Origin of the sequence: Sphingomonas canaveralia (assembly GCF_047238125.1) — a bacterium.
Taxonomy (GTDB): domain Bacteria; phylum Pseudomonadota; class Alphaproteobacteria; order Sphingomonadales; family Sphingomonadaceae; genus JBDFMH01.
Genome location: NZ_JBDFMH010000001.1, coordinates 756,099 through 775,736, shown reverse-complemented (window position 1 = coordinate 775,736; position 19,638 = coordinate 756,099). Strand labels below are relative to the sequence as shown.

Below are 19,638 nucleotides of genomic sequence, written 5' to 3'. Positions count from 1 at the left end.
ACACCGATTGGCACCCTTGCCGCGCTCTATCCGCGCCGCGCCGCCGCCAATCGCTGCTGCACCATCTGGCTGTCGGGCACCTGGTTCGCGGCCTGCTCCAGCAGCGCGATCCCGCCCGGCCGGCGCAAGGCGTGGCGCATCCATCCGGCGCTGTAGGCTAGAGCCGGACTGGCCGGCGCCATCGACCGCGCCGCATCCAGCAACGCCAGCGCTGGCCTGGGCTGGCGGCTGTTGAACAGCGCCCACGCCAGATTGTTCGCGATCACCACGTCACGCGGGCCCAGCGTGGCGCGCAGGCCCTGCAGCACGCGGGCCGCGCCGTTCCAGTTGCCTGCCACCATCAGCGCATCCGCCTGCAGCCGGCGGGCCGGCACGCTGCGCGGATTCTGCGCGAGATAGGTGGCAAGCACCGCCGCTCCCGCCTGCGCCCGCCCGGCACGCCGCAGCGCCGCGATCAGCCGCATCGCGACTGGCTCGGAAAAGCCGAGATTGGCCGCGCGGCGATAGGCCTCCGCAGCGACGGCCGGGCGCCCGCCCGCAGTCAGCGCATCGCCGACAAGCACCCAGGCGTCGGTCACACCGGGATTGGCCAGCGCCAGCGCGCGGGCTTCCAGGATCGCCTCCTGGGCACCGCCGGTCGCCAACAGCGCGCGGATCAGCGCGATTCGCGGCTCGGCTTCGCCTCCCGCCGCAGTGGCAGCCGCCCGCAGCCCGGGCAGCCGTCCGGGATCGCCAGGCACCGCCATATTGCCCGGCGCGCTCACGCGATCGAGCAGCGCCGCAGCAGCGGTCCGGTCACCCAGCTTTTCCTGCGCGCGTGCGGCCAGCGTCAGCGCCCAACTGTCGGCCTCCACGCTCTCGACGATCGGGGCCAGCGTCGCCGCCACCGCCGCCGGATCGCCATCACGCCACTGCGCCAATGCCAGCAGCCGACGTGCGCGTCCGTTCAATGGCTGATCGGCGAGCAGCCGGCGCAGCGCGCCGATCGCCTGCTCGGTATTGCCGGTGCGCAGGTCGACCACGGCCGAAAGCAGCAATGCCGCGGGCAGATCGTCTGCCGCCGGGCGACGGAGCAGCAGTCGGCGGGCGAGATCGTTCTGGCCAGCGCGCGCCGCCAGCGTCGCCTGCAGGTAGAGCGCGGTGGGATCCTTGGGGCGCTGTGCCAATACCGCGCGCGTGTCGGACAGCATTGCCCTGGTGCGGCCCAGTTCGCCTAGCGTGGCCGCACGGGCCAACAGCGCAGCCACATCGCCCGGCGCCCGCGCCAGTGCCCGATCAAACCAGCCGACCGCCGCCGCCAAGCCGTAGCGCGCACGGACCAGTTCGCCCTTCCGCACCAGTGCAGCAGGATGGCCGGGCGCCAGCCGCAGCGCCCGGTCGATTGCAATCTCTGCGCCTGCCGGATCGGCGGCATCGCGCCGAAAGCCGGCGATGTCGGTCCACAGCCGCGCGCTCCCGGGGCTCAGCCTTGCGGCCTGGGCGAACGCGGCAGCGGCGACGGCATCGTCCCCGTTGGCCGAAGCCGCGATCCCGCGCACCCGCAGCGCTTCGCCGGTCTTGGGCGCGCGATCCAGCAGGCGCAGCGCATCGATCGTGCGATCCTCGGCGAGCATCGCTTCGGCGCGCAGCGTAAGCAGCATCTGCGGCCGGATACCTTGCGCCACCGCGCGGTCCAGCTCTGCCTCCGCCATGACGCCGTCGCCGCGGTCGATCGCGGCCCGCGCCGCGCGCAACCGGTCGGCGGCGGGGCTGGCCAGCACCGGCGCCGACAGCAGCAGCAGGCAGGCGATCAGTACGCGCGCGTCAGGCCGATTGGAGATCATATTGCTTCAGCAGATCGTAGAGCGTGGGCCGGCTGATTCCGAGCAGCTTTGCCGTGGCGGAGATATTGCCTTCGGCTCGCGCCAGCGCCTCGCGGATCGCGCGCCGGTCGGCGATCTCGCGAGCGGCGCGCAGGTTCAGCGGTTCCGGCTCGGCACCATCGCTCAGATCAAGATCGCTACCCAAGATCAGCTTGCCATCGGCCATTATCACCGCGCGCTTCACCCGGTTCTCAAGCTCGCGGACATTCCCTGGCCAGCCATGTGCGGCCAGCGCTGCCAGCGCGTCGGGCGAGAAGCCACGCACCTGCGGGTTCATCGTGCGCGCGAAGCGGGTCAGGAAATGACGTGCCAGCAGCGCTGGATCGCCGGTCCGTTCGGCCAGCGTCGGAATGCGCACGACGATCTCGGCTAGCCGATAGTAGAGGTCTTCGCGGAAGCGACCGACGGCCACCATCGCGTCGACATTCTGGTGCGTGGCGGAAACGATGCGGACATCGACCGGGATCGGCTTGCGACCACCGATCCGTTCTATCACCCGTTCCTGAATGAAGCGGAGCAGTTTCACCTGCAACGGCAGCGGCACATCCCCAATCTCGTCCAGGAACAGCGTTCCCCCCTGCGCCTGCTCGATCTTGCCTTCGGTGGTCTTGATCGCCCCGGTGAAGGCGCCTTTCTCATGGCCGAACAGTTCGGCTTCCAGCAGCGTCTCGGGAATCGCGGCACAGTTGATCGCGATGAACGGCCCGGCATTGCGCGGGCTGCTCGCGTGCAGTCCGCGTGCCAGCAACTCCTTGCCGGTGCCGCTGGCGCCAAGCAGCATTACCGATACGTCGGCCGCTGCCACCCGCTCGATGGTGCGGACCACCTTGAGCATTTCGGGCGCGCCCGTGATCATGCCGCCCAGCACCGGCGCACTGTCGCCAGTCGCCGCGGCGAAACGGGCATTCTCCGCTTCCAGCGCATGGACATGGAAGGCGCGCGCCACGATCAGCCCCAGTGCGTCGATATCGACGGGTTTCTGGTAGAAATCCCATGCGCCGGCGGCAATCGCACGCCGCGCGCTTTCGCGGGCGCCATGCCCCGATGCCACGATCACCTTCGTGTCCGACTTCAGCGCCAGGATCGCGTCGAGCGTCGCAAAGCCTTCGCTGGTGCCGTCCGGATCGGGGGGCAGGCCCAGGTCCAGCGTCACGACCGCAGGCTCGTGAAGCCGCAACGCATCGATCGCCGCCGCGCGGTCTGGCGCGATCACTACGTCGTGCCCTTCATAGGCCCAGCGCAGCTGACGGGCGAGCCCGGCATCGTCCTCGATGACGAGGAGCACGGGGCGATCATCGGCCATCAGGCGACCTTCCGGGTAGGCGGTCCGGCGGACCAGTCGGCGGCCGTATCGGCCAGTGGCAGGATGATGGTGAAGCGTGACCCCTCACCTTCACGGCTTTCGACTTCCAACCGCCCGCCCATGGCCGCCACCAGCGCGCGCGCTTCGAATGCGCCGACGCCGAAGCCATTGTCCTTGGTCGAGGCGAACGGACGGAACAGGCGCGTGCGGATGAATTCCGCGGACATGCCGCAGCCCTGGTCGATGACGTCGATCGCTGCAGCTGCATCGCGCCGGGCGATCCGCACGAGTATCGGGCTGCCCGACGGGCTCGCCTCGATCGCGTTCTGCACGAGGTGGCCGAGCGCTGATTCCAGTCGGCCAGGATCGGCCATTGCGCGAACATCGCCGCGCCCGTCGATCGCGAGCATCGCGACCCCTCGCCGCGGGGCCACGACGGCCTCCGCGATCGCGCCGAGCGGAATCGGTCGGGCCTCGCCGACCGGGGCTTTGGCCTGGGTCGATAGACGGGCCAGCAGATCGTTCATCTTGCCGACCGACTCGCGCAGCGTCTCAATCATGTCCGCGCGGAAGGCTGGGTTGTCGGCGTGGCGCTCAGCATTGCGGGCGACCAGGCTGAGCTGGCTCACAAGGTTCTTGATGTCGTGCATGATGAAGGCGAAGCGGCGATTGAACTCGTCGAACCGCCGCGCATCGGACAACGCCTCCTGGCCGCGCGCTTCGGCCAGCGAGCTTGCCGCCTGTCGACCCGCGGCGCGCAACAGATCGAAATCCTCCCAGTCCAATCCGCGCGACAGCGCGGGGCGCGCGAGCAGTACCGCGCCCACCAGCCGGCCCTGGTGGATCAGCGGCACCACTGCCCAGGCCCTCAAGCTGGTCAGCATCCATCGCGGGGCATGGCCGATCCCGGCACGCGCCTCGTCGAGCGCCACGATCCGGCCATCGGTCTCGAGCATCGCTGCGAACTCACCGTCCGCGCAGGCCGCCGGCGCCGGATCGGGCCAGTTCCAGTGTGCGCCTGCGACCAGACCGCCGCCACCATCGGGTTGCAGCAGCAGGCCGCCGGGCGATTCGGTGATCTGGGCGATCGCTTGCACCACCCGCTCGTCCAGCGGTGCCGGATCACTGCCGGGAAGGCCCAGCGTCTCCGAAAAACGCAGCCATTCCAGGCGATAGTCATATCGGTGGCTGAACAGATGCTTCGATGCGGTCACCCGCACCCAGGCCCGCCACCGCGCCGGCACGATCAGGATGCCCGCGGCCAGCGCGGTCGCGCCGGCCAGGCTGATCCAGCCGAGCTGCCGGTAATCGCCGCCGGCGCGCTGCATCAGAACGGCGGCAGCCAGCATCGCCAGCAGATAGGCGGACGCCGCCAGCACGCCCAATGATCCGAAAGCGGCCTTGCGGCTGAGCTCGATGCGCCACCCCGCCTCTCGCGTGATAGCGACCAGGAACAGTGGCGTGACCGCCACCGCAATCACGCCGCGCAATGCCGTCAATAGCGCAGACACGCCATCGATCCATGCCAGCGTCGCGAGGTTCAGGTCGTAAGCCCAGAGCATCGCCAGGCCCAGCAGGGCCGGCCGGATCGCGGCGCGGGCCGCCGGCGTGGCGGCGGTGTAGAGATTGTGGACGAGCAGCAGGGCACCGACCATCCCCATCATCGCCAGCGGTGCGGTCACCACCAGCATGGCATCGGTGATCCGTGCGGTGCCGATCTGCCAGCTGACGAGCAGTGCGACAACCGACTGAGACACGAAGACCGTGCCGACGGCGCCATGGAGCGCGACGACGGCGCGCGATCGCGGCCCGCCCTGCGCGCGGGCCAGCAGCGCCAGCAGCGTGCCCAGCCAGCCCAAGTTGCGCGCCAGCTCGGCCTGCTGCGCCAGCAGCGTCCACGGCCCGGCGACAGCGATCGCCAATGCCCATAGTGCGGTCAGCGCGAATGCCGCGGCCGGAAGCCAGCGTTGCGCCAGCGCGCGCCCGCGGATCGCCTGCCAAGCCGAAAGCGCCGCGAACAGCAGCGCCGCCAGCGCGTGGCAGGCGGTCGACAGGATCGAAAGATCCGGCCCGATCATCGCGCCCCTTCGGGCCAGATCACCACCCGAACCGTCTGCAACAGGATCAGCAGATCGAGAAAGGGCGTATAGTTCTTGGCGTAATAAAGGTCATATTCCAGCTTGTGCCGGGCATCCTCCAGGCTCGCACCATAGGGATAATTGATCTGCGCCCAGCCGGTGATGCCGGGCTTCACCATGTGGCGCTCGGCATAATAGCGCATCTGGCCGGTCAGGTCGGTTACGAACTGGGGCCGTTCGGGCCGCGGGCCGACAAAGCTCATCTCGCCCTTCAGCACCGTCCAGACCTGCGGCAGCTCGTCGATCCGTAGCTTGCGGATGATCCGCCCGACACGGGTGATGCGCGGGTCGTCCTTCTCCGCCCACACCGCCTGCCCGCCGACCTCCGCATCCTGCCGCATCGAGCGCAGCTTCACGATCGAGAATTCCTCGCCATACAGGCCGACCCGGGTCTGGCGGTAGAAAGCCGGGCCGTTGCTCTCCAGCTTCACGATGATCGCCGTCACCAGGATCACGGGTGCCGAGAGCAGCAGCAGTAGCGCCGACGCCGCGAGATCGAACAGCCGCTTCATCATCGCCGACAGCCGCCGCCCGCCGGAAAAGCCATCTGAGAAGATCAGCCATGACGGGTTCACGCTGTCGAGATCGACCCGCCCCGTCTCGCGCTCCAGGAAGGTCGACAATTCATTCACGTGGACACCGGTGGTCTTGATCCGCAGCAGATCGGTGAGCGGGAGCGCATTGCGGCGCTCGTCCAGCGCGAGGACCACTTCGCTGGCGTTGAGGTTGACGACATGTTCGGCCAGGCTTTCGATCGCGTCGCGGTTGATCGCGGACGAGATATGCTGCGGCCCATCGTTCATCGCGACATAGCCACAGACCAGGAAGCTCGATCCCTTGACGCGGGCGAGTTCGCGGATTCGTTCCGCCCGCCGGCCGGCACCCAGCACCATCACCCGCCGCTTGAACGCCTGCCCGCCGAGCATGCCGCCGAACATCAGCCGCAGCCCGACCAGGAAGGCGAACGCAAAGCCGAGCGTGTAGAGCAGCACCGACCGCCAGAGCATCTTGTCCGGCATGATGAACGACATCACAGAGATCAGGATCACGCCGAGCGAGAAGGCGACTACCAGCCGCGCGACTGCAAAGCGCATCGATTGCAGCGCGTCCGCACCATAGCTGCCGACCGCGATCATCGCGCATTGCACGGCCAGCGCGAAGCTCAGCAGTTCCGGCCACCGATCGACGATCGGCTCCGGCACGCTGCCGATCTGGTGCAGCCGCGTGACCCAACCGATCTCCGCCGCCATGATCAGCGCGATGAAATCGAGCAATCCAAGCAGCAGCACGGCGTGCGGCACATAATGTTTGAACAGCCTGACCAACGCGTCCGCTTCCCATGACCGGACCCCGACCGGGGCCTGCGACTGCGGCGGATCATGGCGCAAAGAAGCGAATATTTCCTGAAAAGCGGGCGATCTCGCGCAACCACGACCCGACGCCGGGATTTCAGGGCGGGCCGCGTGGTGGCGCGGTTGCCTTGCCCCAAGCCGGGAGTATAGCCGTTCCATGACCGACCAAGCTGCGATCGTTCCCGTCATCCTGTCCGGCGGGTCCGGCACCCGCCTCTGGCCGATGTCGCGCGGGGCGCGGCCGAAACAGCTGCTGAGCCTGACCGCGGCCGAGACGATGCTACAGCTGACTGCACAGCGCGCGCCGATCGACGCTGGTTTCGCGGCACCGATCGTGGTTGCCAATGCGGCCCATGCCGACGAGATCGAAGCGCAGCTTGCCGCGGTTGGCGCAGCCCCGCAGGCGCTGATCCTGGAACCCGCCGGACGCAATACGGCGCCGGCGATCGCGCTGGCCGCCGCCATCCTGCCTGGTGACGCGGTGATGCTGGTGATGCCAAGCGACCATATCATCGACGATGTCGCGGCGTTCCGCGCAGCGATCGAGGCGGCGACGCCGCTGGTGCGCGACGGTTGGCTCTGCACTTTCGGCATCGCGCCCGACGCACCCGAGACGGGCTATGGCTATATCTGCGTGGGCGAACCGCTGGGCGACGGCGTCGCGCGGGTCGAGCGCTTCGTCGAGAAGCCCGATCGCGACACGGCCCAGTCCTATCTCGACCAGGGCTGCTATGCGTGGAACGGCGGCATCTTCCTGTTCCGCGCCGATGCCTATCTGGCCGCGCTCGACGCGCACGTGCCGGAGATCGCGGCGGCGGCGCGCGCCGCGACCGACGGGGCGACCCGCGACGGCAGCCGGCTGTTCCCCGACCGCGATGCGTTCATGGCGTCACCATCCGATTCCATCGATTATGCAGTGATGGAGAAGTCGGACCGGGTCGCGGTGGCACCGGTCGACATGGGCTGGTCCGATCTCGGCAGTTGGGATGCGCTGCACGCGATCGGCGCCAAGGACGCCGATGCGAACGCGCATCACGGCGAGGTCGTGGCGATCGACACGCGCAACTGCCTGATCCGCAGCGATGGCCCGCTGGTCGCCGCGGTCGGTGTCGAGAATCTCATCGTGATCGCGACCGGTGACGCCATCCTGATCCTGCCGCGCGGCCGCAGCCAGGACGTGAAGCGTGCGGTCGAGGCGCTGAAGGCGCAGGGGCACAGCAGCCTCGATCGCTTCGGCTGAACGGACCGACCGTACGGAAAGGAAATAGGATGCTCAGACCGCTCGGCACCACCGGCCTCTCGATCGCACCGCTCGTGTTCGGCGGCAACGTGCTGGGCTGGACCGCGGACCGCGCGACGAGCTTCCGCTTGCTCGATGCCTTCATCGATGGCGGCGGCACGATGATCGATACGGCGGATATCTATTCGGCGTTCGCACCGGGACTGGCGGGCGGGGAGTCCGAGACGGTGATCGGCGAATGGCTGGCACAGGGTGACGGCCGGCGCGACCGCGTGCAGATCGCAACCAAGGTCGGGCTGATGCCGCATCCGGGCGGCTGCCCGCTCGATCGCGCGCACATCGAAGCGGCGATCGACGGATCGCTGGCGCGGCTGCGTACCGACCATGTCGAGCTCTACTTCGCGCACAAGGACGATGCCGAAACGCCGCTCGAAGACACGCTTTCCGCTTTCGATGGGCTGGTCAAGGCAGGCAAGGTGGGAGCGATCGGCGCATCGAACCATTCGGCCGACCGGATCGCGACGGCGCTCGACATCTCGGCGCGCAACGGGCTGGCGGCCTTTGGCGTGATCGAGCCGCTCTACAATCTGCTCGAGCGCGACGCGTTCGAAGGATCGCTGCAGCAGGTCGCGATCGAGCGCGAGCTGGGCGTGATACCGTTCTTCGGGCTCGCCTCCGGATTCCTCACGGGCAAATATCGCCGTACGGCAGATGCGGAGGGCAAGGCGCGGGGGCCGTGGATCGACAAATATCTCAACGATCGCGGATTCGCTCTGGTCGATGCGCTGGTCGCGGTGGCGGACGATGCCCGCGCCACGCCCGCGCAGGTGGCGCTGGCCTGGCTTGCCGCACGCCCCGGCGTGACTGCTCCGATCGCAAGCGCGACGAGCATCGCACAGCTGGACGAACTGCTGGCCGCGATGCGGCTGCAGTTGAGCCCCGCCCAGATCGCCGCGCTCGATACGACAAGCGCGAGTTGAGCGAAGCCGCGTGCAGCGGCGTTTCAAGAATGAAAGCAGTGAAAGCAGCGCTTGTGCGAGGGTGTGAGACGTCACCCAAGCGGGGCGGCCGTGGCAACCGAACCATCAAGCGCAGCGAAGGCTGGGCCAACACGTCGAAGCGCATCCATTCCGCAGGCCGACAATGAGAAACAACGACCGCTCTCATAGCCGATTCCACCCTTGTAGGACAGCGGAAACGAACCAATAAGGATTGCTCAGTCACTTGCGAACGCGAAGGGCGACAAGCTGCGTTCGCGTTCGTTGAACGTCAGCGTCCGGCCGGCGGGTGGTGCGGCGCGCTGGGGGCAACCGGCGCGCGTACAGTTGCGGCAGCCCAGACCGACCGGATTGGCACCGCCGCTGCGCAGATCGACGCCGCGTGCCAGCGCCAGCGGCGCCGCGAGCGTGGCATCGATCCCCAGACCGACGACGAATTCGGCATTCGTCAGCCCCGCGCGCCGGCCCTGCGGATGAACGGTGCGCGCAAAGGTGAACCAGCGGCTGCCGTCTTCCAGCTCCAACAGGTCGCGCTCGATCCGGCCGGGGCGATCGAACGCTTCGAACAGCTTCCACAAGGGGCAGCGTCCGCCGGCATCGATCAGCGCCGATCCGCTGGCGCCGCCATAGCGCTTCGACACCTGCCCCGCGCGATCGACGCGGATCATGAAGAAGGGCAAGCCTCGCGCGCCGACCCGTTGCAGCGTCGTGAGGCGGTGCGCGACCTGCTCATAACCCGCCCCGAACCGTCGCTGGAGCAGCTCGACATCATAGCCGGTGGCGTCGCAGGCACGTAGAAACCGGGCGTAGGGCATCATCACCGCTGCCGCGAAATAGCTGGCGAGATGGCGGCGATAGAGACGTTCGGCCACGCGCTCGCCGAAACCGGCCCCGGCGATTAGGCTCTCGATCTCGCCACGCGCCTCCAGTTGCGCCAGCTGGAACGCAGCCTGAAAGGTGCGCGACGCCTGATCGAGCATTTCGGACAGCTGCAGCTGTCGCGCGTGGAGATCGAGCCGGCGGAGCATGTCGGGCATAACATCGACCGGCAGGATCCGGATCTGGATCTGGTGCTTCACACGCAGCCGATCGGCGATCGCGCCGTAGAGATCGCTGGCGCCCATGCGCAGCTCATCTGCCAGCGCTTCGGCGGCCGCGTCGAGATCGGCGAAATGGTTACGCCAGCGATCGATCTCGCGGCGGGCGGCGGCGATCGCGGCGACCTCGCCATCGGTGGCGGCCGCGCCCGGATCCGTGCCGCGCAGCCGATCGAACAATCGCGCGAATGCCTCCACCCCGCCGGGCGCCGCGGACAGCCATTCGCCCAGCTCGGCACGATCGATTTCGAGATCGGCAAACAGCGGATCGGCGAGCCGTCTTCGCATCGCCTCCATGCCACCGCCCGGCTCCTCGGCGGCGAGCTGGCGGGGATCGAAATCAAACAGATCGGCCAGCTTCAGCATCAGTGCCGCGGTCAGCGGACGCTGGTCGCGCTCGATCAGGTTCAGATAGCTCGGGCTGATCGCCAGCATCTCCGCCATTGCGGCCTGGGTCTGGCCGGCAGCGCGGCGCAGCTTGCGGATGCGCCGCCCGGCGAAGATCTTGCGCTCGGCCATCCCACAACCCTTGTCAATTCACGACAGATTGACAGGATAACGGGCAAGGCATTGGGCGTCGAGGCCGTTGCGGGAAACCGTCATCCGCTTATGCTGCGATGATGATCGCGCTCGCTCTGCTGCTCCAGGCCGCCGCCCCCGCCCCCGCCGGCGGGCCTACCACCTGCGGCTATGACATGGCATCGATGGTCGCCTGCACAATGGCGGACGGCAAGGTCTGGGATCAGCGGATGGCAGCCGCCTATCGCGCGGCGCTGGCCGGCGTGCCCGAACCGCAGAAGGCACCGCTGGCTGCCGCGCAGAAGGCCTGGCCGGCGTGGCGGGATCTGAATTGCCGGGTCTATGCCGCGGCGGAGGGAACGCTGCGCGCGCTGGCCGTGGCGGAATGCGGACGGCGGATGACCCGCGAGCGGGCACAGGAGCTCGAGCGGCTGACCCCGCCCTGACTGATCGAGGTTCAGCGCCGGAACCCGGCGGCAGGCCCGGCGATTGGCAGGGAATGGACAAGACCACAACGCCGCAGCGCTGGCCCGATACGCTCTGGATCGTCCGTCATGGACAGAGCGCGGGCAACGTAGCCCGCGATGCAGCGCATGATGCCGGGCTGGAGCGGATACCGCTCGATGGCCGCGACGTGGACGTGCCGCTGAGCCCGCTGGGCGAAGATCAGTCGCGCGCAGTCGGCCACTGGTTCGGGCAGATGCCGGCCGACGAGCGGCCCGATGTCGTGCTGGTCTCCCCCTATCGCCGCGCCTGCCAGACCGCGACGCTGGTCCGCGAAGCCGGCGGGGTCGAGGCGGACCTGCCGCTGTGCGCGGACGAGCGGCTGCGCGAGAAGGAGTTCGGCATCCTTGATGGGCTGACAACGATGGGGATCGCGACCGCCCTGCCCGATCAGGCCGAGTTCCGCCGCATCCTCGGCAAATTCTATCACCGCCCGCCCGGCGGCGAGAGCTGGTGCGACGTGATCCTGCGACTGCGATCGCTGCTGGATACGGTGACGCTGCACTATGCCGGGCGGCGCGTGCTGATCGTGGCGCACCAGGTGGTGGTGCTGTGCCTGCGCTACATCATAGAGAATATGGACGAGGCCACGATCCTGGCGGTGGACCGCGAAGGCGATGTCGCCAATTGCGCGGTGACCGAATATCACTTCGATGCGGCCAGCGGGCGCAACGGCGCACTGAGGCTGGAGCGCTACAACTATACCGTGCCGGTCGCTCAGGAAGCGGTCGCGGTGACAGACGCCGCCGATCCGCCCGTGGCCGCGCGCGGATGAGCGGGCCGGACCGCCTCGACGCCGAATGGCGCGCGCGCCATCCGCTGCCGCCGATCGTGACGGGGCTGGACAAGAACGAGCGCGGCCGCGTGCTGATCGTCGGTGGTTCGCGCTTCGTGCCGGGCGCGGTCGCGCTGACGGCGGAGGCGGCGCTCAGGGTCGGCGGGGGCAAGGTGCAGATCGCGACGATTGCGGAAGCTGCGCTGGCGATCGGGCTCGCCTTTCCCGAAGCTGCCGTGATCGCTCTGCCGACCGACGACGAGGGCGAGATCGATGGCGCTGCCGCCGACCTGATCGCCAAACATGCCGCGCATTGCGACAGCCTGGTGATAGGGCCGGGCATGGCCGAATGCGCGCATAGCTGCGGGCTGATCGATACCGCGTGCCGCGCGATGCCCGAAGCCGCTCGATTGATCCTGGACGCCGGCGCGCTGACGGCATGCCGCAACCGCGCTGCGCTGCAGGGCGCGAACCGGCTCGACATGGTGATGACGCCGCATCATGGCGAGCTTGCCTCGCTGCTGGATATCGACCGCGATAAAATAGCCGACGATCCCGAGGCTGCGGCGGCGCGCGCCGCCCAATTACTTGGCGTCACCGTCGCGCTGAAGGATTGCCGCACGCTGATCGTGGAACCGAGTGGCGCGGCGCTGGCATTCGAAGGCGGCGCCGCGGGCCTGGGCACGGCAGGCTCGGGCGACGTCCTGGCCGGGGTAATCGGCGGGCTGGCGGCGCGCGGACTGCCGGGAGCGCAGGCCGCTGCCTGGGGGGTCTGGCTGCATGCCGAAGCCGGTCGCCAAGCCGGGGCAGACATCGGCACGCTGGGGTTCCTGGCCCGCGAACTGCTGCCGCGTCTGCCCGCGATCGTCGCGCGGGCATCGGGTTGATCGGTCAGCCGGGCAGCTGCGCCTTCGGGAAATTCGCCCACACCGCATCATAATCGGGCTGCGCGCTTTCCAGCGCCTGCGCGGTCGGGCGATAGGGCCAGCAGCTTTCGACCATGAACGCCATCGTGCCATCGATCTTGTGCGGTTTCAGATCGGCTTCGCTCGCACCCCGCCAGCTGGCGACATCGGGGCCGTGCCCCGCCATCAGATTGTGCAGGCTGAGCCCGCCGGGCGCGAAGCCGTCCGCCTTGGCGTCATAGGCACCGTGGATCAGCCCCATCGCTTCCGACATCACGTTGCGGTGGAACCACGGCGGGCGGAACGTGCCTTCCGCCACCATCCAGCGTGGCGGGAAGATCACGAAGTCGGCGTTGGCACGGCCGGGCACATCCGACGGCGAGGTGAGCACGGTGAAGATCGACGGATCGGGATGATCGAAGCTGACCGTGCCGATCGTATTGAACCGCGCCAGGTCATAGCGCCACGGCGCAAGGTTGCCATGCCAGGCAACCACGTCGAACGGCGAATGATCGATCGTGGTGGTCCATAGCGAGCCGAGATATTTCTGGACGATCTCGCATGGCTCGTCGCTATCCTCGAACGCAGCGACGGGGGTCTCGAAATCACGCGGGTTGGCCAAGCCGTTCGATCCGATCGGGCCGAGATCGGGCAGTCGAAAGAGACTACCGTGATTTTCTGCGACATAGCCGCGCGCCTCCCCGTCCGGCAGGCTCACGCGGAAGCGGACGCCGCGTGGGATCAGCGCAATCTGGCCGGGATCGATCGCGATCCGGCCGAGCTCCGTCATGATGTCGAGCCGGCCGGACTGCGGGATCAGCAGCAACTCACCATCGGCATTCTGGAAGGCGCGGCCGGCCATGTCGCGATTGGCGGCGTAGAGATGGATCGCGACGCCCTCCAGGCTGGCTGGATCGCGGTTCGCCATCATCGTCGTCAGCGAATCCAGGAAGTCGACCGGCTCGACGGGAATCGCCAGCGGATCCCAGCGCAGCCGGTTGGGGGGCAGCGGCGCATCGCTGGTGCCGGGTGCGAACCGAGGCGCCCCGGCATAGCGCGCGAACGGCGGGTGCTCCGCGCTCGGCCGCATCCGATAGAGCCAGCTGCGGCGATTCTCGTGGCGCGGCGCGGTGAAGGCGGTGCCCGACAGCTGCTCGGCATAGAGGCCGAACGCCGGGCGCTGCGGCGAATTGCGGCCGATGGGCAGCGCGCCGGGCACGGCCTCGGTCGAGACATGATTGCCGAGCCCGGGGATATAGTCCTCCCCGGCACGGGGAGGGGTGCCGCCCACAGGGCGGTGGAGGGGGGGTGCGGCAAGGCGCTCCGCATGCGGCGCACCCCCTCCACCACCGGCTGCGCCGGCGGTCCCCCTCCCCGTTTCGGGGAGGATCTCGTCCATCAGGCGTCGACCGTCACGACACCGCGGCGGATCTGGTCGAGCTCGATCGACTCGTAGAGCGCCTGGAAATTGCCGTTGCCGAAGCCTTCATTGCCCTTGCGCTGGATGATCTCGAAGAAGATCGGACCGAACATCGGCTCGGTGAAGATCTGGAGCAGGATGCCCTCCTCCTTCACGTCGCCGTCGATGAGGATGCGGTTGCGGCGCAGACGTTCCAGATCCTCGCCATGCCCCGGCACACGCTTATCGACGAGCTCGTAATAGGTCTCGATCGTATCCTGCAGCCGCACGCCGCGAGCGCGCAGCTTTTCGACCGTCTGGTAGATGTCGCTGGTGGTGAGCGCGAGGTGCTGGATGCCTTCGCCATTATATTCGCGGATGAACTCCTCGATCTGGCTGGTCTCGTCCTGGCTCTCGTTCAGCGGAATACGGATCGCGCGATCGGGAGCGATCATCGCCTGGCTGAACAGGCCGGTGGCCTTGCCCTTGATGTCGAAGAATTTCTGCTCCTCGAATCCGAACAGGCGGGCATAGAATTCCGCCCAGACCCGCATCTGCCCGCGGCGCACATTGTGCGTCAGGTGATCGAGCAGATCGAGCCCAACATTATTCTCGGTCTCGGCCTCGGCCGCGCCGGGCACCGCATCCCAGTCGTCATACAGGCTGCCCGCATCGCCATGACGATCGACCAGATAGAGCATCGACCCGCCGACACCCTCGATCGCATAGCCCTGCCCCAGCCCGCCTGCGGCGGCATCGGCGGGGGTGGCGCCGTTGGCGACCGCGAAATCGAAGGCGGCCTTCGCATCGGACACGCGGAATGCCATGCCGCTTGCGGACGGGCCGTGCGCGGCACGGAAGTCGGCGGCATGGCCGGTCGGCTCACGGTTCAACAGCAGGTTGATCCGCCCCTGCTTCCAGCGCGTGACAGCCTTGGTGGGGTGAGTGGAGGCGGGCACGAAACCGAGCTGATCGAACATCCGCGCCATCGCGTCGGGATCGGGCGAGGTGAATTCGCAGAACTCGAAGCCGTTCAGGCCAAGCGGATTGACGTCGAACTTTTCCATCACGTGCTCTCCGAAATTCGTTGAACGATAGATAAGCTCCGGCCGATATGGTGTCAATTGATACTATATTCGGAGGCTGTCCGCGGTAGGGCCGTGACCCTATGTTGGTGACATGCAGCTGAAGCCATACCGGTCGCGCATGCCCCGCCCCCTCTACCCCCGGCTGCTGCGATGAGCCGGGCTGTGATCATCGGTACAGGCGGTGGGATCGGTGCGGCGCTGGTCGAAACGGCAGCGGCGTCGGGCCGTTACGAGACGGTGTTCGCACTCTCGCGCTCACCGGACCGGCCGGGGCAGCCTGGCGTGGTCCCCGGTGTGATCGATGTGTCCGATCCTGACAGCATCGCGGGGGCGGCGCGCGATATCGGCGCGCCGATCGACCTGGTGATCGTGGCGACCGGGCTGCTGCATGATGCCGGGGGCGGGCCGGAGCGGTCGTTGAAGGCGCTCGATGCGGAGCGGCTGTCGCGCAGCTTTGCGATCAACACGATCGGCCCGGCACTGGTGCTGCAGCACTTCGTGCCGCTGCTGGCGCGCGATCGCCGCGCGGTCATCGCCTGTCTTTCCGCGCGGGTGGGCAGCATATCCGACAATCGCAGCGGTGGCTGGTATGGCTATCGCGCCTCCAAGGCGGCGCTGAACCAGATCGTGCGCTGCGCCGCGATCGAAATGGGCCGCACCCACAAGCACGCGCTGTGCGTGGCGCTGCATCCCGGCACCGTCGCCACCGCCCTCAGCGCGCCGTTCCGGTCCAGCGTGCCGCCGGGCAAGCTGTTCACGCCGGCCTTCTCGGCCGAGCGGCTGCTGGCCGTGATCGATGGGCTGAACATGGTCGACAGCGGCCGCATCTTCGCCTGGGACGGCGCCGAGATCGATCCGTGACGGCATGGCTGCAAATGCCGGCCGCAAGTGATTGGTCAGCCCCGGTAAATCCTCGAGGGACGATAGCCGCCGCATGAACCCGGATCTTCTCGTCGAGTATCGCCTGCCGATCCTGATCGTGGCTGCGATCCTGGGGCTTGGGCTGCTGCGGCGCGTGCCGATCCTTGGCCGGATCGTCGATGTGGCGGTGCTGCTCGCACTGGCGGGCGGGATCGTGCTGGCGATCGATCGGCTCGCCCCCTACGATCCGACGCTTGCCGGCCTGACCGCGAAGCTCCGCCCGAATGCGCAGCAGGTCGTGGGGAGCGAGACGCGGCTCCAGATGGCCGGCGACGGGCATTTCTGGGCGACGGTGCGCCTGAACGGGGTGGAGCGCCGAATGCTGATCGACAGCGGTGCGAGCATCACCGCGCTGTCCCCGGCGACGGCCGCAGCCGCAGGCATCACCCCGGCCGAAAGCTTTCCACCGGTGCTGCTGCGGACCGCCAACGGCACGGTCCGCGCGCAGACCGCGACGGTCGACGAACTCCGCATCGGCAATGTGCTGGCGCGCGATGTGCCGGTGGTTGTCGCCCCCGGGCTTGGCGATTTCAGCGTGGTGGGGATGAACCTGTTGTCGCGCCTGAAAGGCTGGCGCGTGGAAGGTCGGACGCTGGTGCTGACCCCCAACCATCCACAGGCTGTTAGCGATGAAGCCGCGTCGCTCGGCAACAAAGCCGTTCGCCGCCAAGAACGGCCCGCATGACCGATCCTGCAAATATCGACCGGTTCGATCTCGATCGCTTCGTGATGGCACAGCAGACCACATATGATCGTGCGTTGACGGAACTGCGCCATGGCCGGAAGACGAGCCACTGGATGTGGTTCATCTTCCCGCAGGTGGCCGGCCTCGGCAGGAGCGAGACGGCGCGCCATTATGCGATCGGATCGATCGAGGAAGCGCAGGCCTATCTCGCTCACCCGCTGCTGAGTGCACGATACCGCGAATGCGTTGGGGTCCTCGATACGCTTGAGGGTACCACCGCAGACGCCGTTTTCGGAGCCGTGGACGCGGCCAAGCTCCGCTCCTCACTGACGCTGTTCATCGAAGCGGCGCCCGACGAGCCCTTTTTCGCGACCGCGATCCAGCGCTGGTTCGGGGGCGAACGCGACCAGCGGACGATCGACATTCTCGCCACAAGCGAGACGGGCGGTAAGCTGCCCTGAGCCATCGCGAGCGGCAGGTCGGCCGGACCCCGCTTGTCGCAAATATGCTATCGGCGGAGCATCGAGGCGATAGGTTTCGTGTCGGGGGAACGACATGACCGCATCGATTCGGCCACGGATCCATGTGTCGGGGGACGATCGCTTTTTCGTCGTCACGTCGCTGTGGATGGCGGGGCTGATCCTGGTCGCCTTCTCGATGCAGTTCGCGATGGGGCGGTCGACGTTCCACGCACCGCTGCCGGTGCACCTCCACGCAATGGTCTTCATGGGTTGGGTCGGCATCTATGTCGCGCAGACCTTGCTGGCGACGAACGGCAATCGCAGCCTGCACCGCAGGCTCGGGTGGATCGGCGCCGGCTGGATCGTGCCGATGGTGGTGATGGGCATTCTCGCCACCGTCATGATGGTCCGCCGCGGACAAGCGCCATTCTTCTTCCCGCCCGTGCAATTCCTGATCCTCAACCCGGTGTCGGTGCTCACCTTCGCCGGGCTGACCTGGGCGGCAGTCGCGATGCGACGCCAGACCGGCTGGCACCGGCGGCTCCATTATTGCGGGATGGCGAACCTGCTCGGCCCGGCATTCGGGCGGTTGCTGCCGATGCCGCTGCTCATCCCGTGGGCATTCGAGGTGACGGCGCTTTGCGTGCTACTGTTTCCGTTGGCGGGCATCGTCGCGGATAGGCGGCGCAACCGCAGCATCCATCCGGCCTGGATCTGGGGGACGGGCGTGATCCTGCTGTCGATCGTCTCGGTCGAAGTGCTGAGCTACGGCCCGGCGGGACGCGCGATCTACCGAGCGGTGACCAGCGGCACACCTGGCGAGACGGTCAACCCCTATGCCTTCCCGCCGCCGCCGCAAGCGCCGCTGGTGACCGGACGGTAAGGCGGCAGTCCGGCATCCATTTCATCCAGGGGCAGCAACATCCGAGGGGGGACGACAATGGCACGATGGACCGGAATCATGATTGCGGCCGGTGTGGGAGCGGTGCTCACGCTGGGCGGATGCGGATCGAAGGACGCGGGGTCCGCAGCGGCGGAAGGTGACGGGGCGTCGGCGGATGCGGGCGTCGCCGCGACTGCCAGCGCCGATCCCTGCAGTTATCTCACCGCAGCGGAGGTTACGGCGATCACGACCGACAAGGTGGTGGAGACGATCCGCGAGGACGACACCTGCCGGTACAAGAGCAATCCTGACGATGGCATGCGGGTGATGATCGTCACCACCGATGGCCTGAAGCAGATGGATGCCGTGCGCGGCGCGGCGAAGCTGCTCGGCGGCATCGGGCAATCGGTATCCGGCATGGGCGGCGCCGGTGCGGACGCCGCGGAACTGTTGAAGGAAGACCAGAACGCGGCACCCAAGCTGGGCGACGAAGCGGCGTGGGGAGTGGCGAGCATGTTGTCCGTCCGCAAGGGCCAGGCCTTCGTCCAGATCACCCCGCCGTTCATCCACGATCCCGCCGATCATCCGGGCTATCCGATCGTGAAGGACGCGGAAAAGCGGCAGATCGCGATCAAGACGGCCGAAAAGATCCTTGCAAAGCTCTAGCGCCTGGCCACGCGCGTGATGATCCTCCTCTGCGCCCTGATGGCCGCCGCCGCGCCGGCCGGTCCGAAGCTCGGCCCGATCCGCCTTCAGCTCTATTACAAGGCGAGCGGCACGCTTTCGGCCGACGTCGCGCCGCCGGCCAAGATGAGCTTCTGGAACACCGGCGCAGGCGAAGGCGACGTGAAGGAGCCGGCCGAGGACTTGCTGGTATCTGTGCCGATCCAGATGCCGCCCGGCCGCGATATCGGCGCGAACAGCGACCTGCCGCTGACGATCAGCGTCAGGACGCGCGCCGGCAAATTGCTCGCCACCCGCACCTTCGAATTCGTCGCAATCCCGTACAGCGAGCCCGTTTGGAGCCCGCTCTGGGTCAACGATATCCAGTGTGCCGGGCCGATCGTCGCGACCGCCAGCTGGGGCGCGCAGCGTCAGAGTGCGGCGATCAGCCTCGACTGCGGCGAATAGGATCGCACTCCTCCCGCCTCCGGCCGCCCGGACTCTTTTGAAGTTGGACCATGGATCACGCTAAATTCCATCTTCATCAAGCATAGTCGGTTTCAGCCCGACTTCTTCCGTTCCGACCCGTCGGACAGAAGCTACGCAGTATAGCGGCTACCACTCGACTCGAGCCACCGGGCCGGTTTACCGCGCGCGGTGGGCTGCATTGCACAGCGGCTGGAAGTGTTTACCGCTGTTCACGCAGCGCAACTATCGTGATACGTTCCCTCGACTCGGTTCGATCCGCGGGAGGGCGGAAAGGATCGCGGCAGTCGGTGGGGGGCCGAACGCGCACTTTTCCGTCGGAACGTCGATTTTGCCGGGATCGTGCACGACCGAAACCA

General features: G+C 67.8%; 18 protein-coding genes. 11 read left to right on the top strand and 7 right to left on the bottom strand.

From position 1 onward, the window contains the following. Positions 1-26 precede the first annotated feature (26 nt). The 4 genes from ABC347_RS03815 to ABC347_RS03800 are packed head-to-tail and all read right to left on the bottom strand — an operon-like array spanning position 27 to position 6,628. Positions 27-1,823: a tetratricopeptide repeat protein gene (locus tag ABC347_RS03815; RefSeq protein ID WP_413244415.1), complete on the bottom strand. Its 1,797-nt coding sequence runs from the start codon at positions 1,821-1,823 to the stop codon at positions 27-29. Then, complete coding sequence (gene prsR / locus ABC347_RS03810) at positions 1,804-3,165, bottom strand: PEP-CTERM-box response regulator transcription factor (protein ID WP_413244414.1); 1,362 nt, start codon at positions 3,163-3,165, stop codon at positions 1,804-1,806. The genes ABC347_RS03815 and prsR overlap by 20 nt, the downstream gene beginning before the upstream one ends. Further along, complete coding sequence (gene prsK / locus ABC347_RS03805; protein WP_413244413.1) at positions 3,165-5,243, bottom strand: XrtA/PEP-CTERM system histidine kinase PrsK; 2,079 nt, start codon at positions 5,241-5,243, stop codon at positions 3,165-3,167. Before prsK ends, prsR begins: the two co-directional genes overlap by 1 nt. Beyond that, positions 5,240-6,628 carry a TIGR03013 family XrtA/PEP-CTERM system glycosyltransferase gene (locus ABC347_RS03800; RefSeq protein WP_413244412.1) on the bottom strand — a complete coding sequence of 463 codons (1,389 nt, stop codon included), beginning with the start codon at positions 6,626-6,628 and terminating at the stop codon, positions 5,240-5,242. The genes prsK and ABC347_RS03800 overlap by 4 nt, the downstream gene beginning before the upstream one ends. Positions 6,629-6,812: 184 nt before the next feature. On the opposite strand from ABC347_RS03800, the gene ABC347_RS03795 reads away from it, so the two are divergent. Both ABC347_RS03795 and ABC347_RS03790 read left to right on the top strand, forming a co-directional pair. Further along, on the top strand, positions 6,813-7,895 hold the full coding sequence (locus ABC347_RS03795; protein WP_413244411.1) for a mannose-1-phosphate guanylyltransferase/mannose-6-phosphate isomerase: 1,083 nt from the start codon (positions 6,813-6,815) through the stop codon (positions 7,893-7,895). A 29-nt stretch (positions 7,896-7,924) separates the two neighbouring features. After that, the gene (locus ABC347_RS03790) at positions 7,925-8,875 is read left to right on the top strand and encodes an aldo/keto reductase (RefSeq protein WP_413244410.1); all 951 of its coding nucleotides are present in this window, start codon (positions 7,925-7,927) and stop codon (positions 8,873-8,875) included. A gap of 236 nt (positions 8,876-9,111) precedes the next feature. Here the strand turns inward: ABC347_RS03790 and ABC347_RS03785 are convergent, their stop codons facing one another. Then, on the bottom strand, positions 9,112-10,509 hold the full coding sequence (locus ABC347_RS03785) for a helix-turn-helix domain-containing protein (protein ID WP_413244409.1): 1,398 nt from the start codon (positions 10,507-10,509) through the stop codon (positions 9,112-9,114). A 101-nt stretch (positions 10,510-10,610) separates the two neighbouring features. Here ABC347_RS03785 and ABC347_RS03780 point away from each other — a divergent pair, with 101 nt between their 5' ends. Genes ABC347_RS03780 through ABC347_RS03770 form a run of 3 tightly spaced genes read left to right on the top strand, consistent with a single transcriptional unit; the run spans position 10,611 to position 12,675 of the window. Continuing rightward, on the top strand, positions 10,611-10,955 hold the full coding sequence (locus ABC347_RS03780) for a lysozyme inhibitor LprI family protein (RefSeq protein WP_413244408.1): 345 nt from the start codon (positions 10,611-10,613) through the stop codon (positions 10,953-10,955). A 53-nt stretch (positions 10,956-11,008) separates the two neighbouring features. Continuing rightward, on the top strand, positions 11,009-11,788 hold the full coding sequence (locus ABC347_RS03775) for a histidine phosphatase family protein (RefSeq protein ID WP_413244407.1): 780 nt from the start codon (positions 11,009-11,011) through the stop codon (positions 11,786-11,788). Continuing rightward, entirely contained in the window at positions 11,785-12,675 is an 891-nt protein-coding gene (locus ABC347_RS03770; protein WP_413244406.1) for an NAD(P)H-hydrate dehydratase, read from the top strand. The genes ABC347_RS03775 and ABC347_RS03770 overlap by 4 nt, the downstream gene beginning before the upstream one ends. Before the next feature lie 4 nt (positions 12,676-12,679). On the opposite strand, the gene hmgA is transcribed toward ABC347_RS03770, so the two are convergent. Both hmgA and hppD read right to left on the bottom strand, forming a co-directional pair. Then, a complete protein-coding gene (gene hmgA, locus ABC347_RS03765; RefSeq protein WP_413244405.1) occupies positions 12,680-14,092 on the bottom strand; it encodes a homogentisate 1,2-dioxygenase in 1,413 nt (470 codons plus the stop codon). Further along, entirely contained in the window at positions 14,092-15,159 is a 1,068-nt protein-coding gene (gene hppD / locus ABC347_RS03760) for a 4-hydroxyphenylpyruvate dioxygenase (RefSeq protein WP_413244404.1), read from the bottom strand. The genes hmgA and hppD overlap by 1 nt, the downstream gene beginning before the upstream one ends. Positions 15,160-15,330: 171 nt before the next feature. Here hppD and ABC347_RS03755 point away from each other — a divergent pair, with 171 nt between their 5' ends. From ABC347_RS03755 to ABC347_RS03730, 6 genes are all read left to right on the top strand, one after another. Then, positions 15,331-16,041: an SDR family NAD(P)-dependent oxidoreductase gene (locus ABC347_RS03755; RefSeq protein WP_413244403.1), complete on the top strand. Its 711-nt coding sequence runs from the start codon at positions 15,331-15,333 to the stop codon at positions 16,039-16,041. Between the two features lie 73 nt (positions 16,042-16,114). Continuing rightward, positions 16,115-16,786: a retropepsin-like aspartic protease family protein gene (locus ABC347_RS03750; protein WP_413244402.1), complete on the top strand. Its 672-nt coding sequence runs from the start codon at positions 16,115-16,117 to the stop codon at positions 16,784-16,786. After that, positions 16,783-17,247, top strand: a complete 465-nt coding sequence (locus ABC347_RS03745; protein ID WP_413244401.1) for a DUF1810 domain-containing protein — start codon at positions 16,783-16,785, stop codon at positions 17,245-17,247. The genes ABC347_RS03750 and ABC347_RS03745 overlap by 4 nt, the downstream gene beginning before the upstream one ends. A 94-nt stretch (positions 17,248-17,341) precedes the next feature. After that, positions 17,342-18,130, top strand: a complete 789-nt coding sequence (locus ABC347_RS03740; RefSeq protein ID WP_413244400.1) for a hypothetical protein — start codon at positions 17,342-17,344, stop codon at positions 18,128-18,130. 78 nt (positions 18,131-18,208) lie between these two features. Continuing rightward, on the top strand, positions 18,209-18,796 hold the full coding sequence (locus tag ABC347_RS03735) for a DUF3558 domain-containing protein (protein WP_413244399.1): 588 nt from the start codon (positions 18,209-18,211) through the stop codon (positions 18,794-18,796). An 18-nt stretch (positions 18,797-18,814) separates the two neighbouring features. Beyond that, positions 18,815-19,261, top strand: a complete 447-nt coding sequence (locus ABC347_RS03730; RefSeq protein WP_413244398.1) for a hypothetical protein — start codon at positions 18,815-18,817, stop codon at positions 19,259-19,261. The last annotated feature ends 377 nt before the right edge of the window (positions 19,262-19,638 follow it).

Bases quoted from the DNA above. Each gene is read 5' to 3' on its own strand.
- hmgA (WP_413244405.1), bottom strand. From the start codon at position 14,092: ATGGACGAGATCCTCCCCGAAACGGGGAGGGGGACCGCCGGCGCAGCC.
- prsR (WP_413244414.1), bottom strand. From the start codon at position 3,165: ATGGCCGATGATCGCCCCGTGCTCCTCGTCATCGAGGACGATGCCGGG.
- ABC347_RS03780 (WP_413244408.1), top strand. From the start codon at position 10,611: ATGATCGCGCTCGCTCTGCTGCTCCAGGCCGCCGCCCCCGCCCCCGCC.
- ABC347_RS03735 (WP_413244399.1), top strand. From the start codon at position 18,209: ATGATTGCGGCCGGTGTGGGAGCGGTGCTCACGCTGGGCGGATGCGGA.
- ABC347_RS03775 (WP_413244407.1), top strand. From the start codon at position 11,009: ATGGACAAGACCACAACGCCGCAGCGCTGGCCCGATACGCTCTGGATC.
- ABC347_RS03815 (WP_413244415.1), bottom strand. From the start codon at position 1,823: ATGATCTCCAATCGGCCTGACGCGCGCGTACTGATCGCCTGCCTGCTG.
- ABC347_RS03795 (WP_413244411.1), top strand. From the start codon at position 6,813: ATGACCGACCAAGCTGCGATCGTTCCCGTCATCCTGTCCGGCGGGTCC.
- ABC347_RS03740 (WP_413244400.1), top strand. From the start codon at position 17,342: ATGACCGCATCGATTCGGCCACGGATCCATGTGTCGGGGGACGATCGC.
- prsK (WP_413244413.1), bottom strand. From the start codon at position 5,243: ATGATCGGGCCGGATCTTTCGATCCTGTCGACCGCCTGCCACGCGCTG.
- ABC347_RS03790 (WP_413244410.1), top strand. From the start codon at position 7,925: ATGCTCAGACCGCTCGGCACCACCGGCCTCTCGATCGCACCGCTCGTG.
- ABC347_RS03750 (WP_413244402.1), top strand. From the start codon at position 16,115: ATGAACCCGGATCTTCTCGTCGAGTATCGCCTGCCGATCCTGATCGTG.
- ABC347_RS03770 (WP_413244406.1), top strand. From the start codon at position 11,785: ATGAGCGGGCCGGACCGCCTCGACGCCGAATGGCGCGCGCGCCATCCG.
- ABC347_RS03755 (WP_413244403.1), top strand. From the start codon at position 15,331: ATGAGCCGGGCTGTGATCATCGGTACAGGCGGTGGGATCGGTGCGGCG.
- ABC347_RS03730 (WP_413244398.1), top strand. From the start codon at position 18,815: ATGATCCTCCTCTGCGCCCTGATGGCCGCCGCCGCGCCGGCCGGTCCG.
- ABC347_RS03785 (WP_413244409.1), bottom strand. From the start codon at position 10,509: ATGGCCGAGCGCAAGATCTTCGCCGGGCGGCGCATCCGCAAGCTGCGC.
- hppD (WP_413244404.1), bottom strand. From the start codon at position 15,159: ATGGAAAAGTTCGACGTCAATCCGCTTGGCCTGAACGGCTTCGAGTTC.
- ABC347_RS03745 (WP_413244401.1), top strand. From the start codon at position 16,783: ATGACCGATCCTGCAAATATCGACCGGTTCGATCTCGATCGCTTCGTG.